The following is a 24,174-nucleotide window of genomic DNA, read 5'->3' as shown; positions in this document are numbered from 1 at the left end:
ATCTATTTTTACATACTTTTATGTTTTTAATTGCTAAAATGATATAGAGATGAAATATGCTGTAAAACTTACAATTTTTAGTTTCTTTTTGTCTGCATTTTTTTATTCGGAAAATGCTTTTTGTCAAGAAAATAATAGTCTTTCTCAAAACCAAAAAAGTGAATTTTGGTCAAAAGTTCGTTTTGGAGGTGGAATAGGTTTGGCTATTGGAAACAACTATACTGATATTACTCTGGCTCCCGGAGCGATTTATGATTTTAACCAATACATTAGTCTTGGCTTTGGAGTGCAAGGAAGTTATGTAAAGCAAAAGAACTTTTTTGAATCGTATATTTATGGTGCGAGTATGATTGTGTTGGGAAATCCGATTCCGGAAATTCAATTATCTGCTGAATTGGAACAACTTCGAGTGAACACGACTTATAAAGACAATTTTGGTTCTTTGAAAGATAATTTTTGGAACACCGGTCTGTTTTTAGGTGCTGGTTATCAAACGAATAATGTAACAATTGGTCTTCGTTATAATGTGTTGCACAACGACAATAGAAATGTGTATTCTGAGGCTTGGATGCCGTTTGTTAGAGTTTATTTCTAAACCAAACCTTTTGCCATTCTCTTTTTAAAATTAAGAACGCCACTTGTTCAGCCAATTCGGCAATGTCATCTCCATTGAGTTTTTTGACTTCTTCTTCGGAAACATCGATGATGTAGAGTAAATTTAAATATTCGGCAAATTTGTATTGAATAAGTCGATAAACTTTTTCGTGCAATTGGATTTTTAATTCGTTTGGCGAAGTGCTTAACGGAAAATCAACCGGTTCGTTTGCAAAATTGAAATCTTTGTTGAGTTGTTCAATGAGTTTGAGGTAAAGATTTTCTTTTTCTGCTTCGGTTAGAAGATGGTCGGTTGATGTTGGGATGGGATACATTTTATTTTTTATTTTAATGGAACACCGATTGGTTGGATTAAATGGATTTACGCTGACTTTTTTTGTTCGCAGGCGAAAATGGATTCGGATGGATTTTATTCTGTATACTTATTCTGTTATAGCAACTACTTACTGTTACTAAACCCTACCTGCTTCGCAGGAGATTGCTACGCCAGTTCGCTATCGCTCGTGTCCTATTTCGACTTCGTCATCTTGCGGAATGACAAAGAACCTGCAACCCACAACTTTCAAACCCGCAACCCGCAACTTAAACCTCCCTCTTCATCAACTTCTCGCCAAAAGCTCTCAATACCATTTTCTTTTCTTCGCCAATTTGCATTTTGGTTAAGGTTTCAAAGGCTTTCATCGTGTACTCTTCTATTGCTTTTTGAGTTGCTTTTGATGCTCCGGTTTGATTAAAAAATTCTTTCACTGATTCAATTTTTTCCGTATTATCATTCGGTTGAATTGAATATAAATGCAACAATTGCTCTCGTTCCTCTGCTTTGGCAAATTCCATTGCTTTTAAGTAAAGATACGTTTTTTTGTTTTCGATAATATCACCACCCACTTGTTTACCAAAAGTCTCCGGATTTCCAAAACAATCTAAATAATCATCTTGCAATTGAAAGGCGATGCCTAAATTCAAGCCGAAATCATAAATTAAATTGGCATTTTCTTCTGATGTTTCGGCGATAATGGCTCCCATTTTCATTGCGGCTCCAACCAAAACAGCAGTTTTAAATTCAATCATTTTTAAATATTCGGGAATGGAAACATCGTCTCTGGTTTCAAAATCAACATCGTATTGCTGACCTTCGCAAACTTCCAAAGCAGTTTTGCTGAATAATTTGGCTAAAGCTCTAAAAATTGTTGGTTCATAACTTTCAAAATATTGATAGGCTAAAATCAACATTGCATCTCCTGATAAAATTCCGGTGTTTAAATTCCATTTTTCGTGGACGGTTTCTTTTCCTCTTCGTAGTGGAGCATCATCCATAATATCATCATGAACTAATGAAAAATTATGAAAAACTTCAACAGCAGTAGCAGCAGGAAGAGCCTTTTTGTAATCAACATCAAACACTTCAGTAGCCATTAATGTTAAAATCGGACGCATTCTTTTTCCTCCTAAACCTAAAATATAGGTGATTGGTTGGTAAAGATTAATGGGTTCTTTCAGAATTTTTTGACTTTCTAAATAGTTTAAAAATTGTTCCTGATAGGCTGCTATTGAATGCATTTGGAGAAGCTTTTTTATTTTGGAATACAAATAAAATCAAAAAAACCCGAAACCAGAAATATATCAATCGATTCAATTCAAAACAAATGTTAAATAAATGTAAATACTTCGGAAACTATTTTGGTGTTAAAAGTTTCCGGCTTACTTTTGTGCCTAAATTTAGACTTCAAATTTCGATATAGTCTAAAATAAAGAAAAGAAAATGCAAGAACAAATTATTGAGAAAGCAACGGAAATGTATTTAACACTTGGTTTTAAAAGTGTTACAATGGATGACATTGCAAATGAAATGGGAATTTCTAAAAAAACGATTTACCAACATTTTGCCAACAAAAATGATTTGGTGGAAGCAGTAACAATGCAAATGTTTGATACAATTTCCTGCGGAATTGATGAAATATGCCTTGAAGATAAAAATCCGATAACAGAAATTTTTGAAATTAAAAACTTTGTGATGCAAAATCTCAAAGATGAAAAAGCTTCACCAATTTATCAACTACAAAAATATTTTCCAAAAACATTCAAATGCTTGCGTAATAAGCAATTTGACAAAATGGAAGATTGTGTTATCCGAAATTTAAAAAAAGGAATAGAACTAGGTTTATATAGAAATGATTTGAATTTAGATTTTGTAAGCCGAATTTATTATTCCGGAATTCATTCTACCAAAGATAAAGAGGTTTTTCCGGACACTATGTTTAACGCAGTTCAGTTAGAAGAAATGTATCTTGAATATCATTTACGAGGAATTATTACCGAAAAAGGATTAAAAGTTTTAGAAAAAATAACCAACAAATCAAATTAATCATCAATCAATACACATGAAGAAATTATCACTCTTCCTCTTGCTCGCTTGTTTAGGTATGCAGGCACAAGAAACAAAAAAAAGCTACTCGTTTTCGCTTCAACAGGCGATTGATCACGCTTTACAATATAATTACACGGCCATTAATTCCGGTCGAGACATTGAAGCGGCCAAAAAGAAAAAATGGGAAACCACAGCATCAGGTTTACCACAAATTAATGCCGGTTTGGATTATGCAAATAATTTTAAACTACAAACACAAGCTTTAACTGGTAATGCATTTGATCCCGATGGCGATCCAAACCAAGTTACAACACTTGCTTTTGGCACCAAGCATTCTATGGTAGCTCGTACAACGCTAAGCCAATTAATTTTTGACGGTTCCTATATTGTGGCACTTCAAGCTTCAAAAACCTATTTGCAATATTATGAAAGTTCCAAAAAGAAAACCGATTTGGAAGTACGTGAAATGATTATCAATTCCTATGGAAATGTATTATTAGCCGAAGAAAATATTGCTATTTTAGAAAAGAATAAAACTACCTTAGATAAAACATTGTTTGACACTGAACAAACGTTTAAAAACGGTTTAATTGAAGAAGAGAATGTGGAACAACTAAAAATTACTCTTTCCAGCATTAATAGCAGTTTAAATTATACAAAACGATTAAAAGACATTTCGTATAATATGCTTAAAATCAATTTAGGAATTGAATTAGAAGAGGAACTTTCTTTAACAGACAAATTAGAAAACCTTACAAATTCTAATTTAGATATGGCTTTAACCGGTTCTTCATTTGAAGTAAAAAACAGTATCGATTATGCACTTTCAACCAACTTTGTAGAACAACGAACATTGGAAATGAAATTGGAAAAAAGCAAGTTTTTACCATCTCTTTCCGCTAATTTGAATTTTGGTTATAATGCTTTTGGTAATCAATTTGAATTTTTCACAAGCAATCAAAAATGGTTCAACTATTCCAATTTAGGTGTTGGTTTGAATGTTCCAATTTTTAGCAGTTTTGGAAAAAATGCAAAAGTGCAACAAACTAAAATTGCTTTAGAACAAGCACAAACTCAGTTGACAGAAACCGAACAACGTTTGAAACTTCAATACCAAAATGCCAAAAGTGATTATGAATACAGTGTGGAACAATATTTCAGTTCTAAAGAAAATTTATCACTAGCCGAACGTATCGAGAAAAAACAACAAGTAAAATTTACCGAAGGTCTTTCAACCAGTTTTGAGTTTACAGACGCTCAACGTCAATTATATTCTGCTCAACAAAGCTATTTACAGTCGATGGTGGATGTTATCAGTAGAAAAGCAGCTTTAGAAAAAGCAATAGGAAAAACAAATTAAATCAATCAAAATTCAATCAATATATTATGAAAAAAATTCTATACTTAGTTACATTTTCACTTTTACTTTCGGCTTGTTCAGGCAAAAAAAGTGATGTAAATGTGGATGATGTTGTTAAATCGAAAGATTTAAATCAAATCAAATCATCCCGCGAAATCGTTCATAAAGAATATGAAAAACTTGTGGCCGATTTAGCAAAATTAGACAAAGCTATCGCCGAATTAGATCCGAACAAAAAAAATCCGTTAGTAAAAACAGTTACTTTAAAAGATTCTTTGTTCACACATTACATCGAAATTCAAGGGAATGTTGATACAAAAGAAAACATTGTAATCAGTCCTGAATATTCAGGAATTCTAACGCAAGTTTATGTGAAAGCAGGTCAAAAAGTTTCAAAAGGACAAATTTTGGGCAGAATTGATGATGGCGGAATGGGTTCTCAATTGGCTCAAGCAGAAACACAATTAGCTTTAGCAAAAACTACTTTTGAAAGACAAAAAAATCTTTGGGATCAAAAAATTGGTTCAGAAATTCAGTTTTTACAAGCCAAAACGTCGTTGGAAAGTCAGCAAAAAGCAGTAGCTCAAATTAAATCACAATTAAACAAAACTAATGTTGTTGCTCCTTTTTCCGGAACAATTGATGAAGTGATTACCGAAAAAGGAAAAGTGGTTTCTCCCGGAATGGAATTGTTTAGAATCGTGAATTTAAGTAATATGTATGTTACCGCAAATGTGCCGGAAAATTACATTAGCCAATTAAAAGTAGGTGCTGTAGTAGAAGTGTATTTGAATTCATTAGGAAAAACATACCAAGGAAAAGTACGTCAAGTGGGCAATTACATCAACCCAAATAACCGTACGTTCGGAATTGAAATCGCATTGCCAAATCCGGATAATTTATTGAGACCAAACCAAGTTGCGGTGTTGAAAATTGAAGATTATAAAAACCCGAAAGCGTTATTACTTCCTGAAAACATCATTCAGGAAAATGCCGAAGGAAAGAAAATTGTTTATACTGTGGCGAATGTTGACAGCAAAAACAATGCAAAAGCAGTTCAAAAAACAGTAGAATTAGGCTACACAACCGGAGCTTTTGTTGAAATCAAATCAGGTTTAGAACCCGGAGAAATGGTGGTTACTGATGGTGCAAAATCATTGAAAGACGGCATCACTGTTGAAGTTATAAAATAAATAAACTCATAAAACAAACCTCTGATGAGTAAAATTAATAAAGAATTTGCCATTTCAACGTGGGCAATTAACAATAAAATGACGGTTTATGTCATCACAGCCATTCTGTTGATTGGTGGATTGATGTCGTATTATTCGATGCCGAGAGAGAGTTTTCCTGAAATTATTGAAACTAAAATCTATATTAGTTCGATTAACCCCGGAAATTCGGCTGAAGATGTTGAAAAACTGATAACCAAACCTTTGGAAGAAGAATTCAACAACATTTCGGGTGTAACGAAAATTACATCCAATACGTTAGAAGATTATTCGATGATTTTGGTTGAATTTGACGAAGATATTTCCGTTGAAGATGCCAAACAAAAAGTAAAAGATAAGGTTGATCGTGTAAAATCCGACACCGAATGGCCAACCATTGACGGCGGTGGAAAAGTAGAACCAAACGTTTTCGATTTGAATATTGCCGAAGAGGTTCCTATTTTGAACATCAACATTACCGGTGATTTTTCATCTGAAAAACTTAAAGAATATGCCGAATATTTAGAAGAACGCATCGAACGACTTCCACAAATTAAAGAAGCAGCCATTCGTGGTGCCGAAGACAAAGAAGTTGAAATTGCGGTGGATATGTACAAAATGGCCTCTGCAAAAGTAAGTTTTGACGACATCGTTAATGCGGTAAAATTTGAAAACAAAACCGTTTCCGGTGGAGGAGTTTCCAATAACGGAATTAAGAAAAATATTCGCGTAATCGGTGAAATCAAAAAACCGTCTGATTTAGAAAATATCATTGTTAAAAAACAAGATGGAAATGTTTATTTAAAAGATATCGCCACAATTACTTTTAAAGAAAAAGAACGCACCACTTATGCCAGAGATTACGGTAAACCGGTTGTGATGCTTGATATCAAAAAACGAAGTGGTAAAAACATGGTGGAAGCCGTGGATGGTCTAAAAGCCATTATCGACAAAGCCAAAGAAAATTATTTCCCTGAAGGTTTAACCATTACGTATGCAAACGATCAATCAGAAAGAACCATTGCTCAAGTGGATGATTTGGTAAATAACATCATTTTTGGGGTAATTCTTGTAATTGGTGTTTTGATGTTTTTCTTAGGATTTAGAAATGCATTATTTGTTGGTTTTGCTATTCCGCTATCAATGTTTATGTCGTATATGATTCTGGCATCCTTCGGAATTACATTAAATACGATGGTACTTTTCGGATTGGTAATGGGACTCGGAATGTTAGTGGACAACGGAATCGTGGTGGTAGAAAATGTTTACACCTTAATGAGCGAAGGAAAATCCAGAAAGCAAGCTGCTATTGAAGGTATTGGTGAAATTGCTTGGCCAATTATCGCATCTACTGCAACTACCTTAGCTGCCTTTTTCCCGTTAGGATTATGGCCCGGAACCATGGGTAAATTCATGATTTATTTTCCAATGACATTGTCCGTTGTATTATTCTCCTCGTTGTTTGTGGCGTTAGTAATTAATGCGATGCTAACATCCGATTTTATGAAAATAAAAGAAGAAGAAATGAGTAAAAAATCACTCATCAAATTAAGCGGATTAGTGGGCGGAATTGGATTAGTAATGTTAATTCTTGGTTTTATATCAAGTTCTGGCGGATTAAAAGGTTTAGGAAACCTGATGCTTTTCTTTGCCATCATGTTATGGGTTTACAAATATTTTCTGGTGGGAGCACAAGATTATTTTCAACGAATTATCTTAGTTTGGCTCGAAAATAAATACCGTAACTTTTTACAATTTGCATTAGGCGGAAGAAAACCTTGGTCTTTCTTGTTTGGCACATTTGGTTTATTGATTTTATCATTCATTGCCGTCGGAATTGCTCAACCAAATGTGTTGTTCTTTCCGGAAAATCAGCCGAATCAAATTATGGTTTATATTGAATTTCCTGAAGGAACGGACATCAAAAAAACCAATGAATTTACAAAAGAAATTGAGAAAAAAGTATACGCCATTGCCAATAAATATGTAGAAGACGGCGATAATTATATGGTAGAAAGTGCCATTGGTCAAGTTGGTCAAGGTGCTGGAAATCCGCAAACCGAAGGTGGTGCTCAAAACGATATGCCAAACCGAGGAAAAGTAACTTTAACCATGCGGGAATTCAAATACCGTAAAGGGCTAAATAGTTTGGATGTGATGGAAGAAATCCGTTCGGCTGTGCAAGGCTATGCCGGTGTTTCGGTAATTGTAGAAAAAGAGCAAAACGGTCCGCCAGCCGGATATCCTGTAAACATCGAAATTTCGGGTGAAGATTATGATGCAATGTTGATGGAAGCCAAAAAAATGAAAAGTTTTATCGACGGAAAAAACATTGGCGGAATTGAAGAACTCAAAATTGATGTAAACAAAGAAAAACCAGGTGTTGATATAAAAGTAGATTTAGATAAAGCTGGTCAACTCGGAATCACTTCCGGTCAAGTGGGTCAAACGTTGCGAAGAGCGATTTTTGGCGAAAAAATTTCAACTTACAAAGATGGAAAAGACGATTTTGAAATCAATGTTCGTTTACCCGAAGCTCAACGAAATGACAATAACATCATTTACAACCAACCGATAACGTTTAGAGATCAAGCTTCCGGAAAATTGGTACAAGTTCCGATTTCTTCCATTACTTCTAACGAGAATTCTACCACTTTTAACACCATAAAAAGAAAGAATTTAAAACGTGTCATTACTGTTTATTCTAATGTTGTAACCGGCTATAATGGCAATGAAATTGTAGAAAAAATTAAAAAAGAATTAGAAGATTACAAAACAGGTGAAGACATTAACTTTTCATTTACAGGAGAACAAGAAGAGCAAGCAAAAAACATGAGTTTCTTGGTAAATGCTTTATTAATTGCGTTAGGCGGAATTATTTTAATCTTAGTAGCTCAGTTTAATTCGGTATCCAAACCAATCATCATTATGGTTTCGGTTCTACTCAGTTTTGCAGGGGTATTTTTCGGAATGGTTATTTTCAAAAACGATTTTGTCATCATTATGACGATGATGGGAATTATTTCGTTGGCCGGAATTGTTGTAAACAATGCCATTGTTCTAATTGACTACACTCAATTGCTTATTGACAGAAAATTGAACGAAAAAGGATTAGATGAAGACGGCTTATTAAACAAACAAGAATATTTAGATGTAATTGTTGAAGGTGGACGTTCTCGTTTAAGACCGGTTTTGTTAACCGCAATTACCACCGTTTTAGGGTTAGTTCCGCTAGCAATGGGATTGAACGTTGACTTTTTTGGGCTATTCATTAATTACAACCCAAACATTTATATAGGTGGAGACAACGTAATTTTCTGGGGACCATTAGCCAAAACCGTTATCTATGGATTAATTTTTGCCACTTTCCTTACTTTAGTAATTGTTCCGGTGATGTTCTTTTTGCTTCACAAAGGAAAAATTAAAGTAAAAAAGAAAAAGAAGAAAAAACTAGATTTAAATACCGAAACAAATTAACCAATTAAACCACGTGAAAGCGTGGTTTTTTTTTATCTTGCACAAAATATTTTCACATGAAAACAATCAAAATCAGTTGCTATCTTTTAATTTCCTTTTTGATCGTAAGTTGTACCAATGAAGAAATTCAATCCATCAAAATTAAAGGACAATACGAAATAGAGTTACCCAAAACACTTTCCAAAGCAGATAATTTGCATGAAGATGCTTCGTTGCAATATCAAAATCTCTTTAGCGAATTTTACACGATAGTTATTGATGAACCGATTTCCGATTTTAATGATTTAGTGACTCAAGATGAGTATTTAGCAGAAAGTTATAAACCCAATTTAACCGGATATTCTAACTTATTAAAAGATAATTTATCCGTTACAATTAAAAATGGGAAATTCTCCAACTTTGAAGACACCAAAATCAACGGAATGGACGCAAAACTCATGAACGTAAGCGGAACAGTGGATGGAATTGACGTCTATTATCAATTTGGATTTATAAAAGGATTAGAAAAATATTACCAAATTGTCAATTGGACAGAACTAAAGCGAAAAGAAGATCATTCCGCAGCAATGGCAAAAATCATTTCATCCTTTAAAGAATTAAATCGTACTAAAAAGAAAATACAATAAAAAAAGAGCTTCAATTAGGAAGCTCTTTTAAGGTTGAGTTTAGGTATAGTTAATTTTTGTTCACTTGCACAACAGCACCTTGCGACCATTTTTTCACTTGTGCAATTCTACTATCAGAATAATCTACTTCTGTTAAATCAGCTCCGGTCCAAAAGAACCATTTACCAATTTTCATTCCGTTTTGATATTGACCCATGGCCACTTTATTTCCGCTTTCATCATACGAAACCCATTGTCCGTGCACTTTTCCATCTTTATAAAAACCTTCTTGTTGCACTTGACCATTATCGTGATAAAAAGTTGATTTAACCATTTGGTCAACCACTTCGTGTTTTGCATTATCCTCTTGAGCAAATAATACTCCTGAAACTACCAGCATTGCTGCAATAAATAACTTTTTCATACTCTTTAATTTTTAGCAGGTTAACAATTACAAAACAAATTTACATAAAAGTTTACATTAAAAAAACTTTTTGGTAACAATTTGGTAACATTATATGAAAACTTAACATTGGAAAAATGGTGATTAGGTAATAGGTAATAGGTAAACGGAACTTAAAAATTCTAAAGATTCTGCGAGAAAACTATCCGCAAACCAAGAAATCCGCTTCTATCCATTTTCGCAAAGCGAATCAAAAAATCTGTGAGGCTCTTTTCAATCCTTCTAATCCATGTTCTATTTTAGTGATGTAAATTAACAAATGATAATCGCTCAAACCCTTTACCCATCCCCCATCACCTTTTACCTCAAAAAAAACTAAATTCTTCAAACAAAATAGTACTTTTGCAACTCAAAAAATTTCGAATCAAAATGTACAGAAGTCATACTTGCGGAGAATTAAACAGTTCGCACATCAATACAGCAGTTACCTTAGCCGGATGGGTGCAAAAATCACGTGATAAAGGATTTATGAATTGGGTCGATTTACGCGATCGTTACGGCATCACACAATTAATTTTTGATGAAAGTCGCAGCGAAAAATCCGTTTTTGAAGCTGCTAAAACCCTTGGTCGCGAATTCGTGATTCAAGTAAAAGGAACTGTAATCGAACGCGAAGCTAAAAACAAAAACATTCCAACCGGAGATATTGAAATCTTAGTTTCTGAATTAACGATTTTAAATGCCGCTCAACTTCCACCCTTCACGATTGAAGACGAAACTGATGGTGGCGAAGACATTCGAATGAAATACCGTTATTTAGATATTCGAAGAAATCCGGTAAAAAATTCACTTATTTTCCGTCATAAAGTATCGATGGAAGTTCGAAATTATTTGTCTAAACAAGGTTTTTGTGAAATCGAAACACCTTATTTAATCAAATCAACTCCCGAAGGAGCTCGTGATTTTGTTGTTCCAAGTCGCATGAACGAAGGACAATTTTATGCGCTACCACAATCGCCACAAACCTTTAAACAATTGTTGATGGTAGGCGGAATGGATAAATATTTTCAAATCGTAAAATGTTTTAGAGACGAAGATTTGCGTGCCGACCGTCAACCGGAATTCACACAAATCGATTGCGAAATGGCATTCGTTGAACAAGAAGACATTTTGAATGTTTTTGAAGGATTAACTCGCCATTTACTTAAAGAAATCAAAGGTGTAGAAGTAGATACATTTCCAAGAATTACCTACGATTATGCCATGAAAACCTACGGAAACGACAAACCGGACATTCGTTTTGATATGAAATTCGGAGAGTTAAACGCAGTTGCTCAACATAAAGATTTTCCGGTATTTAATTCAGCCGAATTAGTTGTCGGAATTGCCGTTCCCGGATGTGCTTCCTACTCCAGAAAAGAAATTGATGCGTTAATCGATTGGATCAAACGTCCGCAAATCGGTGCTAGCGGAATGGTATATGTAAAATATGAATTAGACGGAAGTCTAAAATCGTCCGTCGATAAATTTTATGACGAAGCCGATTTAAAAAAATGGGCCGAAATCACCAATGCTAAACCAGGCGATTTAATTCTAATTCTTTCCGGAAAAGCCGACAAAACCCGAACACAACTATCTGCTCTTCGTATGGAAGTTGCCACTCGTTTAGGCTTGCGAAAACCGGACGAATTTGCTCCACTTTGGGTAGTCGATTTTCCCTTGTTGGAATGGGACGAAGATTCGCAACGCTACCACGCCATGCACCATCCGTTCACTTCTCCAAAACCGGAAGATATGATACTCATCGAAACCGAACCCGGAAAAGTGCGTGCAAATGCCTACGATATGGTGTTAAACGGTAACGAAATCGGTGGTGGTTCTATCCGTATTCACGACCGTGATTTACAAAGTAGAATGTTCTCGCTGTTAGGATTTTCTCCTGAACAAGCCGAAAACCAATTCGGATTTTTAATGAATGCCTTCCAATTCGGAGCACCGCCACACGGAGGTTTAGCGTTCGGATTAGATCGTTTGGTAGCGATTTTAGGAGGACAAGAAACCATTCGTGATTTCATCGCTTTCCCAAAAAACAATAGCGGTCGCGATGTAATGATTGATGCTCCTTCTGCCATCGACGATGCACAATTAAACGAATTACACATCAAATTAAATCTAAAATAAAATCATTTAACCACATAGAGACATAGGTTTGTCAAATCTACTAAACATAGATCAATGCTTGATTTCGCATAGCTATGTTCTACTAATTAGAGTGAAACGACTCTTTAACTAATCCGTTCATTCTATGTTTCTATGTGGTTTTTATTAAAAAAATTTATTAAACACAAAACCATGAAATACGTCATTCGCATCCTGTTTTTTATCGTTTTAGCCTTCATTGGCTACGGATTTTACATTAAAAACACAATCGGAGACGAAGGCGATAAATGGGTTGGTATCGGTGTGTTAATCAGTGCATTAGTACTCATGCCCGTTTTTTTATGGCATCGATATAAAAACAAGAAATTAGAAGACTATATGTTCAAATTCGACAAAAAAAACGAGGAAAATACTGAAAATCAATAATTTTCACAAAAAAGTAACATTGTTTTAACATTCGTATTTAATTATAGATTACCTTTGGGCATTATTAATTTTTTTTATTATCACAATGCGTACAGGTACAGTAAAATTTTTCAATGAGTCAAAAGGTTACGGATTCATCACAGATGAAGAAACCGGAAAAGACATCTTCGTTCACGCAACCGGAATCAAAGCTGAAGAGCTAAGAGAAGGTGACAGAGTTCACTACGAAGAAGAAGAAGGTAGAAAAGGTAAAGTAGCAGCTCAAGTAGCTGTGATCGAATAATAGATATTATTTAGATTACCGAATGAAATGACAACGTCTCGAGCAATCGGGACGTTTTTTTATTTTTTAAAATTTGGGCGTGCCCCCGATTGCACAAAAGCTACGGTTCGTGCCTCACCTTGTTTTGTTGCATCGGGGTCGTGCTTTCGCCACTCGCTTTTTTGTTCCATCCCGTTGGTCTTACACAAAAAGAGCTCAAACAATGGCTCAATCACTCACGCAGTCTGTGCTTCAATAGAAAATTGTGCTAACTTTGTAAGTTATTTGCTGGCTATTGGTAACTTTACAACAACTTAAATCTTCAGGGATGAAAAATACTTCCAAAATTGAAATAATAAAAAAATTGGGAATTACAGATGAAGAAATCGGTCAATATGGAGATTTTTTCTTAATTAATTATTTAAAATTTCATCACAAAAAGCACTACGGTGAATCTTCAGTTTTATTTCTTGGTTTTTCTGAAGAAGAAATTGAACAATTAAAAAAAAATGCAGCTTTATTCGATCTAAAAGTTAAAATAAAAATTTCTCCTAACTTAAATTTTGTTTGTGTTAAAAATGATTTCAAAGATGAAAAGCGTATTGTCAAATCGAGAGAAAACGGAGCAATAATTTTAACTGAAATTGAATATCTTGAACTATTCAGTGAAAATGAATATAATATTTATGATAATGAATTAATATTTCCAATATCAGTCGAAGAAGATTTAAGAATTGTAAAACCATTGAGTAACTTTAATGAAGATTTAGAAGTTGAAAGTTTTTCATTTTCAAACGAGAATACATACTTAACCAATTTATTTGAACAAACCTGTAATTGTAACGAATTTATTCTAGGCAAAAAAAGTAAATATGAGAAAGGAGATTTAAGAAGGTTTTGTAAACATTTACTTTTAGAATACAAGCAAAGATTTGCTCCAAAAAAACTATCTGAAATAAAAGATTTTTTAATTCAGAATGGATATTCATTAAAAAGTAACTTCAAAAAAATAAATATCGAAAAAGTAATTTTACCAATTTACTTATCATATGATAATAACAATGAATGGTGTGATATTTATTTTCCTTTAAAAAATATTTATAAAAAATATAGCTACAATCCGACTGAAGAAAGATTTTCGTATGATGATAAACCGCATGGATATGTTCCTGCCTTAAGATTTGAACTCAATAAAGTTTTTGGAACTAAAAAACAACCAAGCAAAATCAATAAAAAAACAATACCAAATCAAAACAAAGGCTGCACTTCTGTTTTATTAACTTTTACTCTTATGGTTTGTTGTATTATGTTTTTAATTATTAATCAAATATAAGTTTTGCAAATGGATAAACTTTTAAATATTACTTTAACACACGAATTTTATAGATGCTCAAAAGCATTTGAAAATTTTTGCCACCAAGCTGTTTATCTAAAATCAAATCCATCAAAAAAAGATCGAATTGATTGCTATAATTCTTATGTAGATTTTCTTTCTCATCTATATGAATTTTATTCAAGTTTCATAAACAAAGAATTAAAAAATAATAAAGCAGAAACTTATAAAATTCACAATTTATATAATGTAAAAAAACAAAATGAAAAACACGATATAATTCTCAATAATGAGTTAAGAAAACTGTTAAGGAATAGAAAAAACAGAATCGTGAATGGTTTTGCAGATAATCTTGCAAAAACAATAGATTTTTATAATGAAAAATTTCCTGAAAAGTTTGCGGAGCATTTTAGGTACATGAGAAACATAAGAAATCATTCTGATTTTAGAAGAGCATCTGATAATCATGGTATTTCATTAAAAGATTTTTTCAAACTATATCATGGTTATATACTAATTATGTATCACGAAACCAAATGGCTTTGGAATGTTGACATAGAAAAATATGAATGGAATGGTATTGAAGAATTTGCAATCGAAATTTTAAAATAAAAACTGCATACAAAGTAACTTCCCATGAACCAACACTTCCGAAAAGCCACCACCACCGATGCTCCACAAATCTGGACCATCCTACAAAACGCCATTCTTCGACGAAAAGCCGACGGCAGCAACCAATGGCAAGACGGTTATCCCAACCCGGAAATCATCCAACAAGATATTGAAAAAGGAATTGGTTATGTGCTGACTGATGGCGAAATTATTGTAGGTTATTCTGCCGTTTTAATCAATGACGAACCGGAATATGATAATTTGCAGGGCGAATGGCTAACCAATAACGATTTTGTGGTTTTTCATCGTGTGGCGATTGCTCAGGAATACATCGGTCAAAACTTGTCTAAAAAAATGATTGAGCATATCGAAGCTTTTGCGTTAGCCAATAACATTCACAGCCTCAAAGCCGATACCAACCACGATAATTTTGCTATGATGAGTATCTTTGAAAAATCAGGTTTTGTGTTTTGTGGCATCGTGCATTTTAGAGGAAGTCCGAGACGTGCGTATGAGAAGGTGTTGTGAGTTGTCGGCTGAAAACTGCGACTGCAATTGAAAACTTCCAAATAATCACTAACTCAAATGGAACACGGATAGCACGGATAAAACTGATTTTTTTAGATTCGCTTTGCGAAAATGGATGAACACGGATTTATCATTACAAAATTAGTAGTGTTTTCAACTTTTAGTCTCCTCCATCTTTGAAAAATCTCAATATAGATTTAATTTAAACTATTTTTTTATCAAAACTATCAACCAAAACCGATAACGGTTAACCATTTATCTTTGCTCTGTTTTCTTTTTTCTATTCTCTTTTTTCTTATCAACATTAACATTCGTTCGCTTCCAAAAAAAACAATAATCCACTAACTTTACAAGATGTATGCTTTAGTAGATTGTAACAATTTTTATGCTTCGTGCGAACGTGTTTTCCAACCTCAACTGAATGGAAAACCCATTGTTATTTTGTCTAACAACGACGGCTGCATTATCTCCCGAAGTGACGAAGCCAAAGCATTAGGCATCCCGATGGGAGCCCCGGAATTTAAAGTACGCGACGAACTCAAACAAAAAAACATTACCGTTTTTTCGTCCAATTATGCGTTGTATGGCGATTTGAGTAGTCGGGTGATGGCTATCTTAGGACAATTTACTCCCAATATTGAAGTTTATAGTATCGACGAAGCTTTTCTAAACTTTGACGGCATGACTATTCCGGATTATCAGCAATACGGTTTGGAAATGAAAAAGCGAACAATGAAATGGTTAAGCATTCCTGTTTCCGTTGGCTTTGCTCCTACCAAAGCATTGGCAAAAGTAGCCAATAAAATTGCCCGAAAATTTCCCAAAGAAACGAAAGGAAGTTATGTCATCGACACCGAAGAAAAACGCATCAAAGGATTAAAATGGACCAAAATTGAAGACGTTTGGGGCATCGGTTTTCGGTTAAACAAAAAAATGAAGGCACAAAATATTCATACCGCCTACGATTTTACTTTGCCACACAACGAAGCTTTTATCAAAAAAGAAATGGGCGTGGTGGGCAACCGATTGCGTTTGGAATTATTAGGTCAATCCGTCTTAGAACTCGAAGAACCCAAAGACCGAAAAAACATTGCCATCACCCGAAGTTTTGACGGCAATATCACCACGTTTGACGAAATGAAAGAACGGGTTTCTACTTTTGCTACCGTTTGTGCGGAGAAGCTTCGTAAACAAAATTCCTGTTGTTATGGTGTGATTTTATATTTGCGAAAAGACAAATACAAAGTCGATAAACCGAAGTATAATTTTTATAAGATGGAAACGTTGCCTTTTGCGAGTAATTCCAGCATGACCATCAGTGCATTGGCGGTTAAAATGCTGAAAGAAATCTTTGAAGAGGGCGAAATTTATAAAAAAGCGGGAGTGATTGTAACCCAAATTATTCCGCAAGACCAAAAGCAATTTCACTTGTTTGAAGAAGAAAATCCGAAACACCAAAAGATCATGGAAGTGATAGATGCCTTTCATAAAAAAACCGGTGAACGAAAAATTCGATTAGGTAATCAGGATTTGCAACGCACTTGGAAAATGAAACAGAATTTGCTTTCACCAAAATATACGACGGATATTCAGGATATTTTTAAAGTAAATTGTCATTAAACCCATTATTTTGCGAACTTTGTGCCTTCTTAGTGCTCATTGTGGTTAAAAAAATATGACAAAAACGAAACTTACCTTTTTTACACCGGATTTAGATAATCCAATCGAACTTCCGTTTATTACAGCGGGAATTAAGGCTGGATTCCCTTCGCCGGCGGCAGATTTTGATGAAAATAAAATTAGTTTAGATAACGTTTTAGTCAAAAATCGAGAGACTACTTTTTATGCTAAAGCTTCTGGCACATCGATGATTGGGGCCGGCATTGACGATGGCGACATTATGGTGATTGACCGTAGTTTAGAACCTAAAAACAATAAAGTAGCCGTTTGTTTATTAGATGGTGAATTTACGGTGAAACGCATTAAAATAACTAAAGAAGAGGTGTTCTTAATGCCCGAAAACAAGCTTTTTGAACCCATCAAAATCACGGATGAAAACCAATTGGTGATTTGGGGAATTGTGACGTATGTGATTAAGAAAATGTACTAAAAAGATTTATCTTTTAAAAAAATTACTCCGTAACCGTTTTTTTCTTTACAATTTTCTTAAAAATATTCACTACAAAAACGCAAAGTAAACCCACGATTAAACCCAGTAAAAATTCAAGCAACATGCTTGGCATAAAATCGACCGCGTGATGTAAAGCAGGTAATTGATGCGAAAATATTCCACCAGAGACTAACAGCAGGGCAAGTGTTCCTACGACTGCTAAAACTTGAATAACGCGTGGTAATGCTTTTACTAAAAGCGTTCCTACCGATTGAAGTATTTTATTTCGTCCGTCACTCCACTGAATCAGCTTATACCCTGCCTCGTCCATACGAACAATCAAGGCAACAATTCCATAAACGCCAACGGTTGCAATAAACGCAACGACACTTACCACCATGACTTGCATCCAGAAATCCTGACCAACAACAGTTCCCATGGCGATAATAATGATTTCAACAGAAAGAATAAAATCGGTTATAATGGCTGATTTAATTTTACCTTTTTCCAGGGCTAAAATTTCTGCTTCTGATAATTCTTTGAACGCTTCTACTTTTTTTGCTGGAGCATGTGGAAAAAAATATTCATAAATTTTTTCTGCACCTTCATACGCCAAATACAATCCTCCTAAAATTAAAATAATCGTAATGAGCCAAGGCAAAAAATAGGATAGTAAAAAGGCAATGGGTAAAATAATGACTTTATTGAGAGCGGAACCTTTGGTAATTGCCCACAATACGGGTAATTCTCGTGAAGACACGAATCCAGAGGCTTTTTCGGCATTTACGGCTAAATCATCGCCTAAGATTCCGGCTGTTTTTTTGGTAGCCATTTTACTCATGGTTGCTACATCATCCATTAACAACGCAATATCATCTAACAGTGCAAAAAATCCTGAAGCCATTTTTTATAAATTTGAGTGTAAAAATACAATATAGTTTGGGAATGTGGCAATTTGTTAATGTGGCAATGAGTGAATTTAGACAAAAAAAGACCCCCTTCCGCAAACCACTCGCCAGAAGGGGATCAACCACTAAAACTAATTTCCAATTTTTTATATTTACTAGATTAAAACCAGACTGTTACTACACCAATACTTGTTGCTGTTAGTAGGTTTGGTTCACTTGGTATGTTTTCAATGGTTAAATAAGCATTTTTAACCTTGTTAAATTTGAGAATTCCAGATTGAGTATCTTCTGGAATTACTTTTTTAATTGTATTTGTTGCTGTTTCCACTATCAATGTAACACAACTGTTACCTCCACCACGGTTGTTAACATCAAAAAACACTGTTGCATGGCTGGTTGCTTCAAAAAGTTTTTGGAAATTGTGACTTTTTTCAATACATAAAGTGCCCTCAACAATTACCAAATCTCCTCCTACATTTTCATGGCCTGTAGATTTTGAAATACTGTAATTTATAGATGTTTGATTGCTTTGAGAAAAAGCATTGAAACTGATAAAAACAATGAAGATTAGTACTGTAATTATGTTATTTTTCATGATTTTTGATTTTATTTATTTTCTATTTTTTCTAACCTTTCTACAAGTGATTTGTATTGTTCTTGCAATTGTTGTTTTAGTAAATTAATCTCTCCTTTTTGTTGCTCAATAACCAATTGTTGTTCTTGAGTTGCTTTAATCAGCAGGAATGAACTTTTCATGGTTGTCTTGTTCATCTTCTTCACAATCCCAATTGCTCACTGGAATTACTTGTTGCATTTTCTGAACTTATGATTAGTAATTTCTGAAGTATAAAATTCACTTAATCAACAAAATACCACAATACGATATTATCCGTAGTGCTTTTTATCAATTTTCTGAAGAAGAAAGTCAGTAAATAAAAGGCTTTATGAAATAAATCAATTAAAGTTTAAAATCAAATGATTCATTTTGACATAAAAAAATACGCCTTTTAGCGTATTCCTATTTTCTTACAAACTTATTTTACTTGAATTTATAAGGGAATTGTTAAGATGGTAAGCAATCCGTTTTGGGTTTTCATTGAGAAAGTTCCGTTCATCTGTTCTACTCTGTTTTGGATGTTTTTCAATCCATTTCCAAATGCATTTTCTTTATTAATTCCGGTTCCATTATCCTGAATGATTATTTGAAGTTGTTTAGAGGAAATCAACTTCATCTTCACATCAATTTTGGTGGCTTGAGCATGCTTGAGTGAATTATTTAGCACTTCTTTAATTGCGTAGAATAAGTTCTTTCGTAATTGTCCGTTCATTTTTATCGTTTCACTGTCTTCAACGGTTGTGTTAAATGAAAATGTAATTGGCGTTTCATCAAAAAGCGTTGCTCCATACAATTTTACATACTCTGAAAAATGTTGAAGTGTATTTTGTTCAGTATTTAATGACCAAATAAATGTGTTTAATCGTTGTGAAATTTCTTTTCCGGTCAGGTTAATTTTCGAAGCCAATATTTTCTGTTTTTCAGATGTTTCTTCATTTTTCATTAGCAAATCGGCATGAATGAGGATGCTACTTAAACCGCTTCCAATGTCGTCGTGCAAGTCTTTGCTGATTTCACTTTTTTGTTGCAGTAAGGTTTTTTGAATTTTATTTTTTCTTCTGATAATGATGATGATTAACGACAAAATAATTACTGAAAGTAAAGCGGCAATTAGTTGAAGAATAGTAAATTTTCGCTGTTTTTTTAATTCTTCAACCTGAAGTAAAAGGAGTTTATTTTCGTTCTTAGAATATTGTTCGGTGATATTTTGAATGTTCAAATTCCCTTTTAAACGTGTTTCATCGTTGATGTTGATTAATTTCTCCTGAACGAAAGAAAGCTTTTCAACTTGATTTGTTTTTTTAAAAACATACAAAGCAATTTTGTAGAAATAATGTTGAAATGTGGTGTTAATAATCTTTTGATTGATTAATTCCAGTCCTTTTTCATACCATCGATTATTCTCTATTTGATTGTCTTCGAAACACTGCATCAAAAAACCATAATTAAGCAGAACTATATCAAAATATTCACTTTCTTGAGCAGAAAGAATACTCTTTTGAAAATAGAAAACAGCACTATCCATTTTCTTTTCATTCAGATAAATTTGACCAAAAGTCTGTTCAACATTAGGAATTCCTCTTTTACTACTTGCTTTTTTTGCAAATTGATAGGCTTTTGCATTATACCAAACGGCAGAATCTGTTTGATGAATTTTCAACTTCAATTGAGCAATGTTATTGAAAATATGTTCGTGTTGAATGGTACTTCTGATGTGCGATTTACTGTAGTTTTCCGGCTGAAAATCTCTTGATTTCCACAATGATTTTTCCGCTTCTTTCAACTTATTCATTTCAATCTGGTTAATTCCTTTAAAAAAATAACCATTGGCAATCAATAAATTATCTTGAAGTTGTTTTGCCTTTTGGATGGCTTTTTCGGCTTCATTTGTGCCAAATTGAAATAATCCGTCGTAATAAAAAAGTTCGGATTGCAGACTGTGAATAAAAACAGTTGTGGTGTCAGATTGTACAGGTGAAACTAAATCTTTTGTACTATCCAACCATTTTTGCGAAGATTGAATGTCATCGGTTTCCAAATAATATTCTGCCAAAAGAAATGATTTAGAAATCTTGCATTGCGTCGTTTTGCAGTTTTTGAGTTCTTGTAATTTAGCATTTTCCGATACATTTTGAGCTTTTCCGAGAGCGAAAATCAATACTAAAAATAAGTATAAAAAAAATCTCATATCCTTATTTTTAGCGTTTCAAATATAAATTCACCGCTTCTACCCTCGTGTTGACATGTAATTTTTCATAAATATTTTGGATGTGTTTTCTAACCGTTCCATTACTGATTTCCAATTGATGAGCCACTTCTTTGTTCATTTGCCCTTTTGCCAATAAATCTAAAATTTCCTTTTCTCTAGCTGTAAGGGTTTCGGTTAATTTATTTTGCGATTCCATTTTAGAAAAACTCGCCACCACTTTTCGGGCAATGCTGCTACTCATTGGACTTCCGCCTTCAAACAATTCATCTAATGCTCCAATGATTTTTGCCGGACCTTCGGTTTTTAGAATATAACCACTTGCTCCGGCTTCTAAACTTTGGAAAATTTTATCGTCATCTTCGTATGAAGTACACATCAGAACTAATACATTCGGGCAGGAATTTTTCAATTTATTGACACAAATAATTCCGCTTTCTCCGGGTAAATTGATATCCATCAAAACGGCATCAACATCCAAAGATGGTAATTCTTTTAAGGCTAGTTCAGCATTTTCGAAACTTCCGGCTAATTCATATTGATCCGTAAATTGAATCATCATACCCAATGCTTCTCGCAAATCGCGGTCGTCTTCCACTATGCCAATTCGTTTTTTCATAAGTAAAGAATTACTATGCAATATTAAAAATAGTAAAACTTTTTTGAAATACGTAAATGAGCGTAGAAAAAAATCCCCTTCCGCAAACCACTAATCGAAAGGGGATAAACTACTAACTAAATTTCCAAATTTGAAAGCAGATGAAAAATCATTATTTTAAAGGAAACTAATGCTTTATAATTTTCTTTACAACTGAAGTATTGGTTTGATTGTTTCGAATTTTTATGAAATAAATTCCGTTTTGAAAAGCACTCAAATCAATTTGAGATTGCTGTTTTTCCTTCACCATAAGTTTACCCGTCAAATCATAAATTTCAACTGAAAATTGCAAATTATCTATTCCGTTTATGTTTACATTTCCGGATGTTGGATTAGGAGAAATACTGAAATTATCCGAACTAAAATCGTTAACAGAAAGTGCTTGAATGGTAGTTGATGCCACATTCGTTTCGATTGGAAAATTGAAATCAAAAAAGATATTTGCTTGATTTGTAAAAGTGTTTCCAATTATTAAATTGTTCCTCAACTTTATTTTATAAACCAAATAACCATCATTGTTTTCATCATCAAATGGTAGATTAATATTTTCGAAAATAAACTCGTAATCATTATCTTTTCTTCTCGTTTCAAAGTTATAATTACTGTCTAACGGAATCAATGAATTGACATCAAATTTGGTTGCATCAATCGTATTTTTAATCACTACATTGATTGCTTCGGCAGTTCCAATATTTTCAAATTGTATGAGATAATGAACGTATTTTCCAATTTGGTCTGGACCAACAGTGTCGCCTTCTAAACAAGCAATATCGTTTGGATCCATTGAAGACTGAACTGTTTCTGATAAATTGAAAAAATTATCATCATTATTATCGTCAATTCCTTGAATGTCGGTTATTTCTGCATCAAAACTCAATTGATCATCTGCATCAAGTGGCGGCGTATCTTGTGGTGAATTCAAAAGGAAAGTAACAAAAATTGTTCGCGTTTCTCCCGGAAGAAAATTAGTGAAATTCCAAGAAATTATTCCGTTTGCTACAGAAGTTTGAATTGGATTGGCCACTGTGAAATTCATCACTTCATCTTGATAATTCAGTGTTACTTGGCCGGATTGAATTTGATTCCCTTTGTTTTTATAGATGATTTTGTATCGCACATCATAGCCTGGAATTCCGGGCGTGCCGATACTTCTTGGCAAACGCATATATACAATTTCTAAATCTTTGTGAATTCCGTTTGGCGTTAAACAAATGGATTGATTTAGCGGACTTGCATTCTCAGGAAAATCTGCTGTGAAAATTGTAGGTTGAAATGTAAAATAACTTGGGTTTTCCAAAATAGGCGAAACACTATATGAACCCGATTGCAACGGAATAAAAAATTCACCATTCGCTTTGCTGTAAAACGAACCGGTTGTAGAACCGTTAAAAACATCCAGTTTAAGGTTGGGAAGATTAACATCAGTACCATCACATCCATTTAAATTTGTATCTAATTTCACATTTCCTTCGATGGTATAATAGGTTCCACCGGGGACAAAACTGCAATATAAATTGACTACACAATTAGGGTGAAGGTTTTGAAATACATTCAACGTAGTTGGCGACATTTCATTTTCATCAATGCATAAATATTTTAAATTTGGACTGGAGAAAATTTGGATGGTAGACGGTAATCCATTTTTGGCAAAAATAGTTTCGAGATTATCACCTCCTGCGGTTAAAGATGTAACTTTTGTACCAAATAAATCAATAGTCGTTAATGGCGTATTCGGGCAATTCAACTCCATTAAGTTTGAACATTGCGACAAATCTAATGTGGTTAGTTGTGTATCGGAACAATATATGCTCAACAAAGCACTGCTATTACTCAAATTAATACTAGTTAACGGATTAAATTGAACATTCAAATTTTTTAAATTAACAAGACTTGAAACATCTAAATTGGTTAAAAAATTGTAATTAAAAGATATGGTTTCGAGTAAATTATTTTCACTTAAATCAACCGAATTAATTTGTTGACTTTGCACAAGCAATGTTTTTAAATTTTCAAAAAAGTGAATTCCTTCAATATTTTGAATAGCATTTGTTCCTAAAACATTTAGATAGGATATTTCTAACGCTTCAGAAACTTGAATTTCTCCATCATTATTTGTATCAATTGTTGCGGGATTTCCGTCGAGATCTTTTGCAATGTTAAAGTTAGTTACCGCATTGGCAGAAAGCAAAACATTCTTAAAAGCAAGATCTGTAAAATTGATATTTTGAGCATAAAATGAACAACCCCAAAATAGCAGTAATAAAGTAATTTTTTTCATTATCGTGGTTTTTAATTTCTCATTAGTGTCACATCTTCCAA

General features: G+C 33.6%; 23 protein-coding genes. 14 read left to right on the top strand and 9 right to left on the bottom strand.

Annotated features, from left to right (window positions below; genetic code table 11):
- Positions 1 to 49 precede the first annotated feature (49 nt).
- Positions 50 to 595 (top strand): hypothetical protein, encoded by a 546-nt coding sequence (locus tag M0M57_RS08240; protein ID WP_248436700.1) that lies wholly within the window; start codon positions 50 to 52, stop codon positions 593 to 595.
- Here M0M57_RS08240 and M0M57_RS08235 read toward each other — a convergent pair.
- Complete coding sequence (locus M0M57_RS08235) at positions 579 to 929, bottom strand: hypothetical protein (RefSeq protein WP_112084973.1); 351 nt, start codon at positions 927 to 929, stop codon at positions 579 to 581. The two genes, M0M57_RS08240 and M0M57_RS08235, sit on opposite strands and share 17 nt — an antisense overlap.
- 268 nt (positions 930 to 1,197) lie before the next feature.
- Entirely contained in the window at positions 1,198 to 2,172 is a 975-nt protein-coding gene (locus M0M57_RS08230; RefSeq protein WP_248436699.1) for a polyprenyl synthetase family protein, read from the bottom strand.
- Positions 2,173 to 2,374: 202 nt separating this feature from the next.
- On the opposite strand from M0M57_RS08230, the gene M0M57_RS08225 reads away from it, so the two are divergent.
- From M0M57_RS08225 to M0M57_RS08205, 5 genes are read left to right on the top strand one after another with little or no spacing between them, the layout of a single operon-like run.
- Positions 2,375 to 2,977 (top strand): TetR/AcrR family transcriptional regulator, encoded by a 603-nt coding sequence (locus M0M57_RS08225; protein ID WP_248436698.1) that lies wholly within the window; start codon positions 2,375 to 2,377, stop codon positions 2,975 to 2,977.
- Between the two features lie 16 nt (positions 2,978 to 2,993).
- On the top strand, positions 2,994 to 4,340 hold the full coding sequence (locus M0M57_RS08220; RefSeq protein ID WP_248436697.1) for a TolC family protein: 1,347 nt from the start codon (positions 2,994 to 2,996) through the stop codon (positions 4,338 to 4,340).
- Positions 4,341 to 4,366: 26 nt separating this feature from the next.
- Positions 4,367 to 5,533: an efflux RND transporter periplasmic adaptor subunit gene (locus tag M0M57_RS08215; RefSeq protein ID WP_248436696.1), complete on the top strand. Its 1,167-nt coding sequence runs from the start codon at positions 4,367 to 4,369 to the stop codon at positions 5,531 to 5,533.
- 24 nt (positions 5,534 to 5,557) lie between these two features.
- On the top strand, positions 5,558 to 9,028 hold the full coding sequence (locus tag M0M57_RS08210; protein WP_248436695.1) for an efflux RND transporter permease subunit: 3,471 nt from the start codon (positions 5,558 to 5,560) through the stop codon (positions 9,026 to 9,028).
- A gap of 56 nt (positions 9,029 to 9,084) precedes the next feature.
- On the top strand, positions 9,085 to 9,654 hold the full coding sequence (locus M0M57_RS08205; RefSeq protein WP_248436694.1) for a hypothetical protein: 570 nt from the start codon (positions 9,085 to 9,087) through the stop codon (positions 9,652 to 9,654).
- A 49-nt stretch (positions 9,655 to 9,703) separates the two neighbouring features.
- Here the strand turns inward: M0M57_RS08205 and M0M57_RS08200 are convergent, their stop codons facing one another.
- Positions 9,704 to 10,057, bottom strand: a complete 354-nt coding sequence (locus M0M57_RS08200; protein ID WP_248436693.1) for a toxin-antitoxin system YwqK family antitoxin — start codon at positions 10,055 to 10,057, stop codon at positions 9,704 to 9,706.
- 408 nt (positions 10,058 to 10,465) lie between these two features.
- Between M0M57_RS08200 and aspS the strand changes: the two genes are divergently transcribed.
- The 8 genes from aspS to M0M57_RS08160 all read left to right on the top strand — a co-directional run bounded on the left by aspS (position 10,466) and on the right by M0M57_RS08160 (position 17,467).
- Positions 10,466 to 12,217: an aspartate--tRNA ligase gene (aspS, locus tag M0M57_RS08195; RefSeq protein WP_248436692.1), complete on the top strand. Its 1,752-nt coding sequence runs from the start codon at positions 10,466 to 10,468 to the stop codon at positions 12,215 to 12,217.
- A 171-nt stretch (positions 12,218 to 12,388) separates the two neighbouring features.
- Entirely contained in the window at positions 12,389 to 12,622 is a 234-nt protein-coding gene (locus tag M0M57_RS08190; RefSeq protein WP_248436691.1) for a hypothetical protein, read from the top strand.
- An 85-nt stretch (positions 12,623 to 12,707) separates the two neighbouring features.
- Positions 12,708 to 12,905, top strand: coding sequence for a cold-shock protein (locus M0M57_RS08185; protein ID WP_112084984.1), 198 nt, complete (start codon positions 12,708 to 12,710; stop codon positions 12,903 to 12,905).
- Positions 12,906 to 13,212: 307 nt separating this feature from the next.
- Entirely contained in the window at positions 13,213 to 14,217 is a 1,005-nt protein-coding gene (locus M0M57_RS08180) for a hypothetical protein (protein ID WP_248436690.1), read from the top strand.
- A 9-nt stretch (positions 14,218 to 14,226) separates the two neighbouring features.
- Positions 14,227 to 14,829 (top strand): hypothetical protein, encoded by a 603-nt coding sequence (locus M0M57_RS08175; protein ID WP_248436689.1) that lies wholly within the window; start codon positions 14,227 to 14,229, stop codon positions 14,827 to 14,829.
- Between the two features lie 24 nt (positions 14,830 to 14,853).
- Positions 14,854 to 15,357, top strand: coding sequence for a GNAT family N-acetyltransferase (locus M0M57_RS08170; RefSeq protein WP_248436688.1), 504 nt, complete (start codon positions 14,854 to 14,856; stop codon positions 15,355 to 15,357).
- A 354-nt stretch (positions 15,358 to 15,711) separates the two neighbouring features.
- A complete protein-coding gene (locus tag M0M57_RS08165) occupies positions 15,712 to 16,977 on the top strand; it encodes a Y-family DNA polymerase (protein WP_248436687.1) in 1,266 nt (421 codons plus the stop codon).
- A 55-nt stretch (positions 16,978 to 17,032) separates the two neighbouring features.
- The gene (locus M0M57_RS08160; protein WP_248436686.1) at positions 17,033 to 17,467 is read left to right on the top strand and encodes a LexA family protein; all 435 of its coding nucleotides are present in this window, start codon (positions 17,033 to 17,035) and stop codon (positions 17,465 to 17,467) included.
- Between the two features lie 22 nt (positions 17,468 to 17,489).
- Here the strand turns inward: M0M57_RS08160 and M0M57_RS08155 are convergent, their stop codons facing one another.
- The 6 genes from M0M57_RS08155 to M0M57_RS08130 form a co-directional block, all read right to left on the bottom strand.
- Positions 17,490 to 18,371 carry a DUF808 domain-containing protein gene (locus M0M57_RS08155; RefSeq protein WP_248436685.1) on the bottom strand — a complete coding sequence of 294 codons (882 nt, stop codon included), beginning with the start codon at positions 18,369 to 18,371 and terminating at the stop codon, positions 17,490 to 17,492.
- 164 nt (positions 18,372 to 18,535) lie between these two features.
- Positions 18,536 to 18,970 (bottom strand): hypothetical protein, encoded by a 435-nt coding sequence (locus M0M57_RS08150; protein ID WP_248436684.1) that lies wholly within the window; start codon positions 18,968 to 18,970, stop codon positions 18,536 to 18,538.
- Between the two features lie 11 nt (positions 18,971 to 18,981).
- Positions 18,982 to 19,131 carry a hypothetical protein gene (locus M0M57_RS08145; protein ID WP_248436683.1) on the bottom strand — a complete coding sequence of 50 codons (150 nt, stop codon included), beginning with the start codon at positions 19,129 to 19,131 and terminating at the stop codon, positions 18,982 to 18,984.
- Between the two features lie 293 nt (positions 19,132 to 19,424).
- Positions 19,425 to 21,179 (bottom strand): sensor histidine kinase, encoded by a 1,755-nt coding sequence (locus M0M57_RS08140; RefSeq protein ID WP_248436682.1) that lies wholly within the window; start codon positions 21,177 to 21,179, stop codon positions 19,425 to 19,427.
- 10 nt (positions 21,180 to 21,189) lie between these two features.
- On the bottom strand, positions 21,190 to 21,816 hold the full coding sequence (locus M0M57_RS08135) for a response regulator transcription factor (protein ID WP_248436681.1): 627 nt from the start codon (positions 21,814 to 21,816) through the stop codon (positions 21,190 to 21,192).
- Positions 21,817 to 21,982: 166 nt separating this feature from the next.
- Entirely contained in the window at positions 21,983 to 24,133 is a 2,151-nt protein-coding gene (locus tag M0M57_RS08130) for a T9SS type A sorting domain-containing protein (RefSeq protein WP_248436680.1), read from the bottom strand.
- Positions 24,134 to 24,174: the final 41 nt, after the last annotated feature.

Source organism: Flavobacterium azooxidireducens (assembly GCF_023195775.1).
GTDB classification, from domain to species: domain Bacteria; phylum Bacteroidota; class Bacteroidia; order Flavobacteriales; family Flavobacteriaceae; genus Flavobacterium; species Flavobacterium azooxidireducens.
This window is presented reverse-complemented; position numbering and strand designations above follow the sequence as displayed.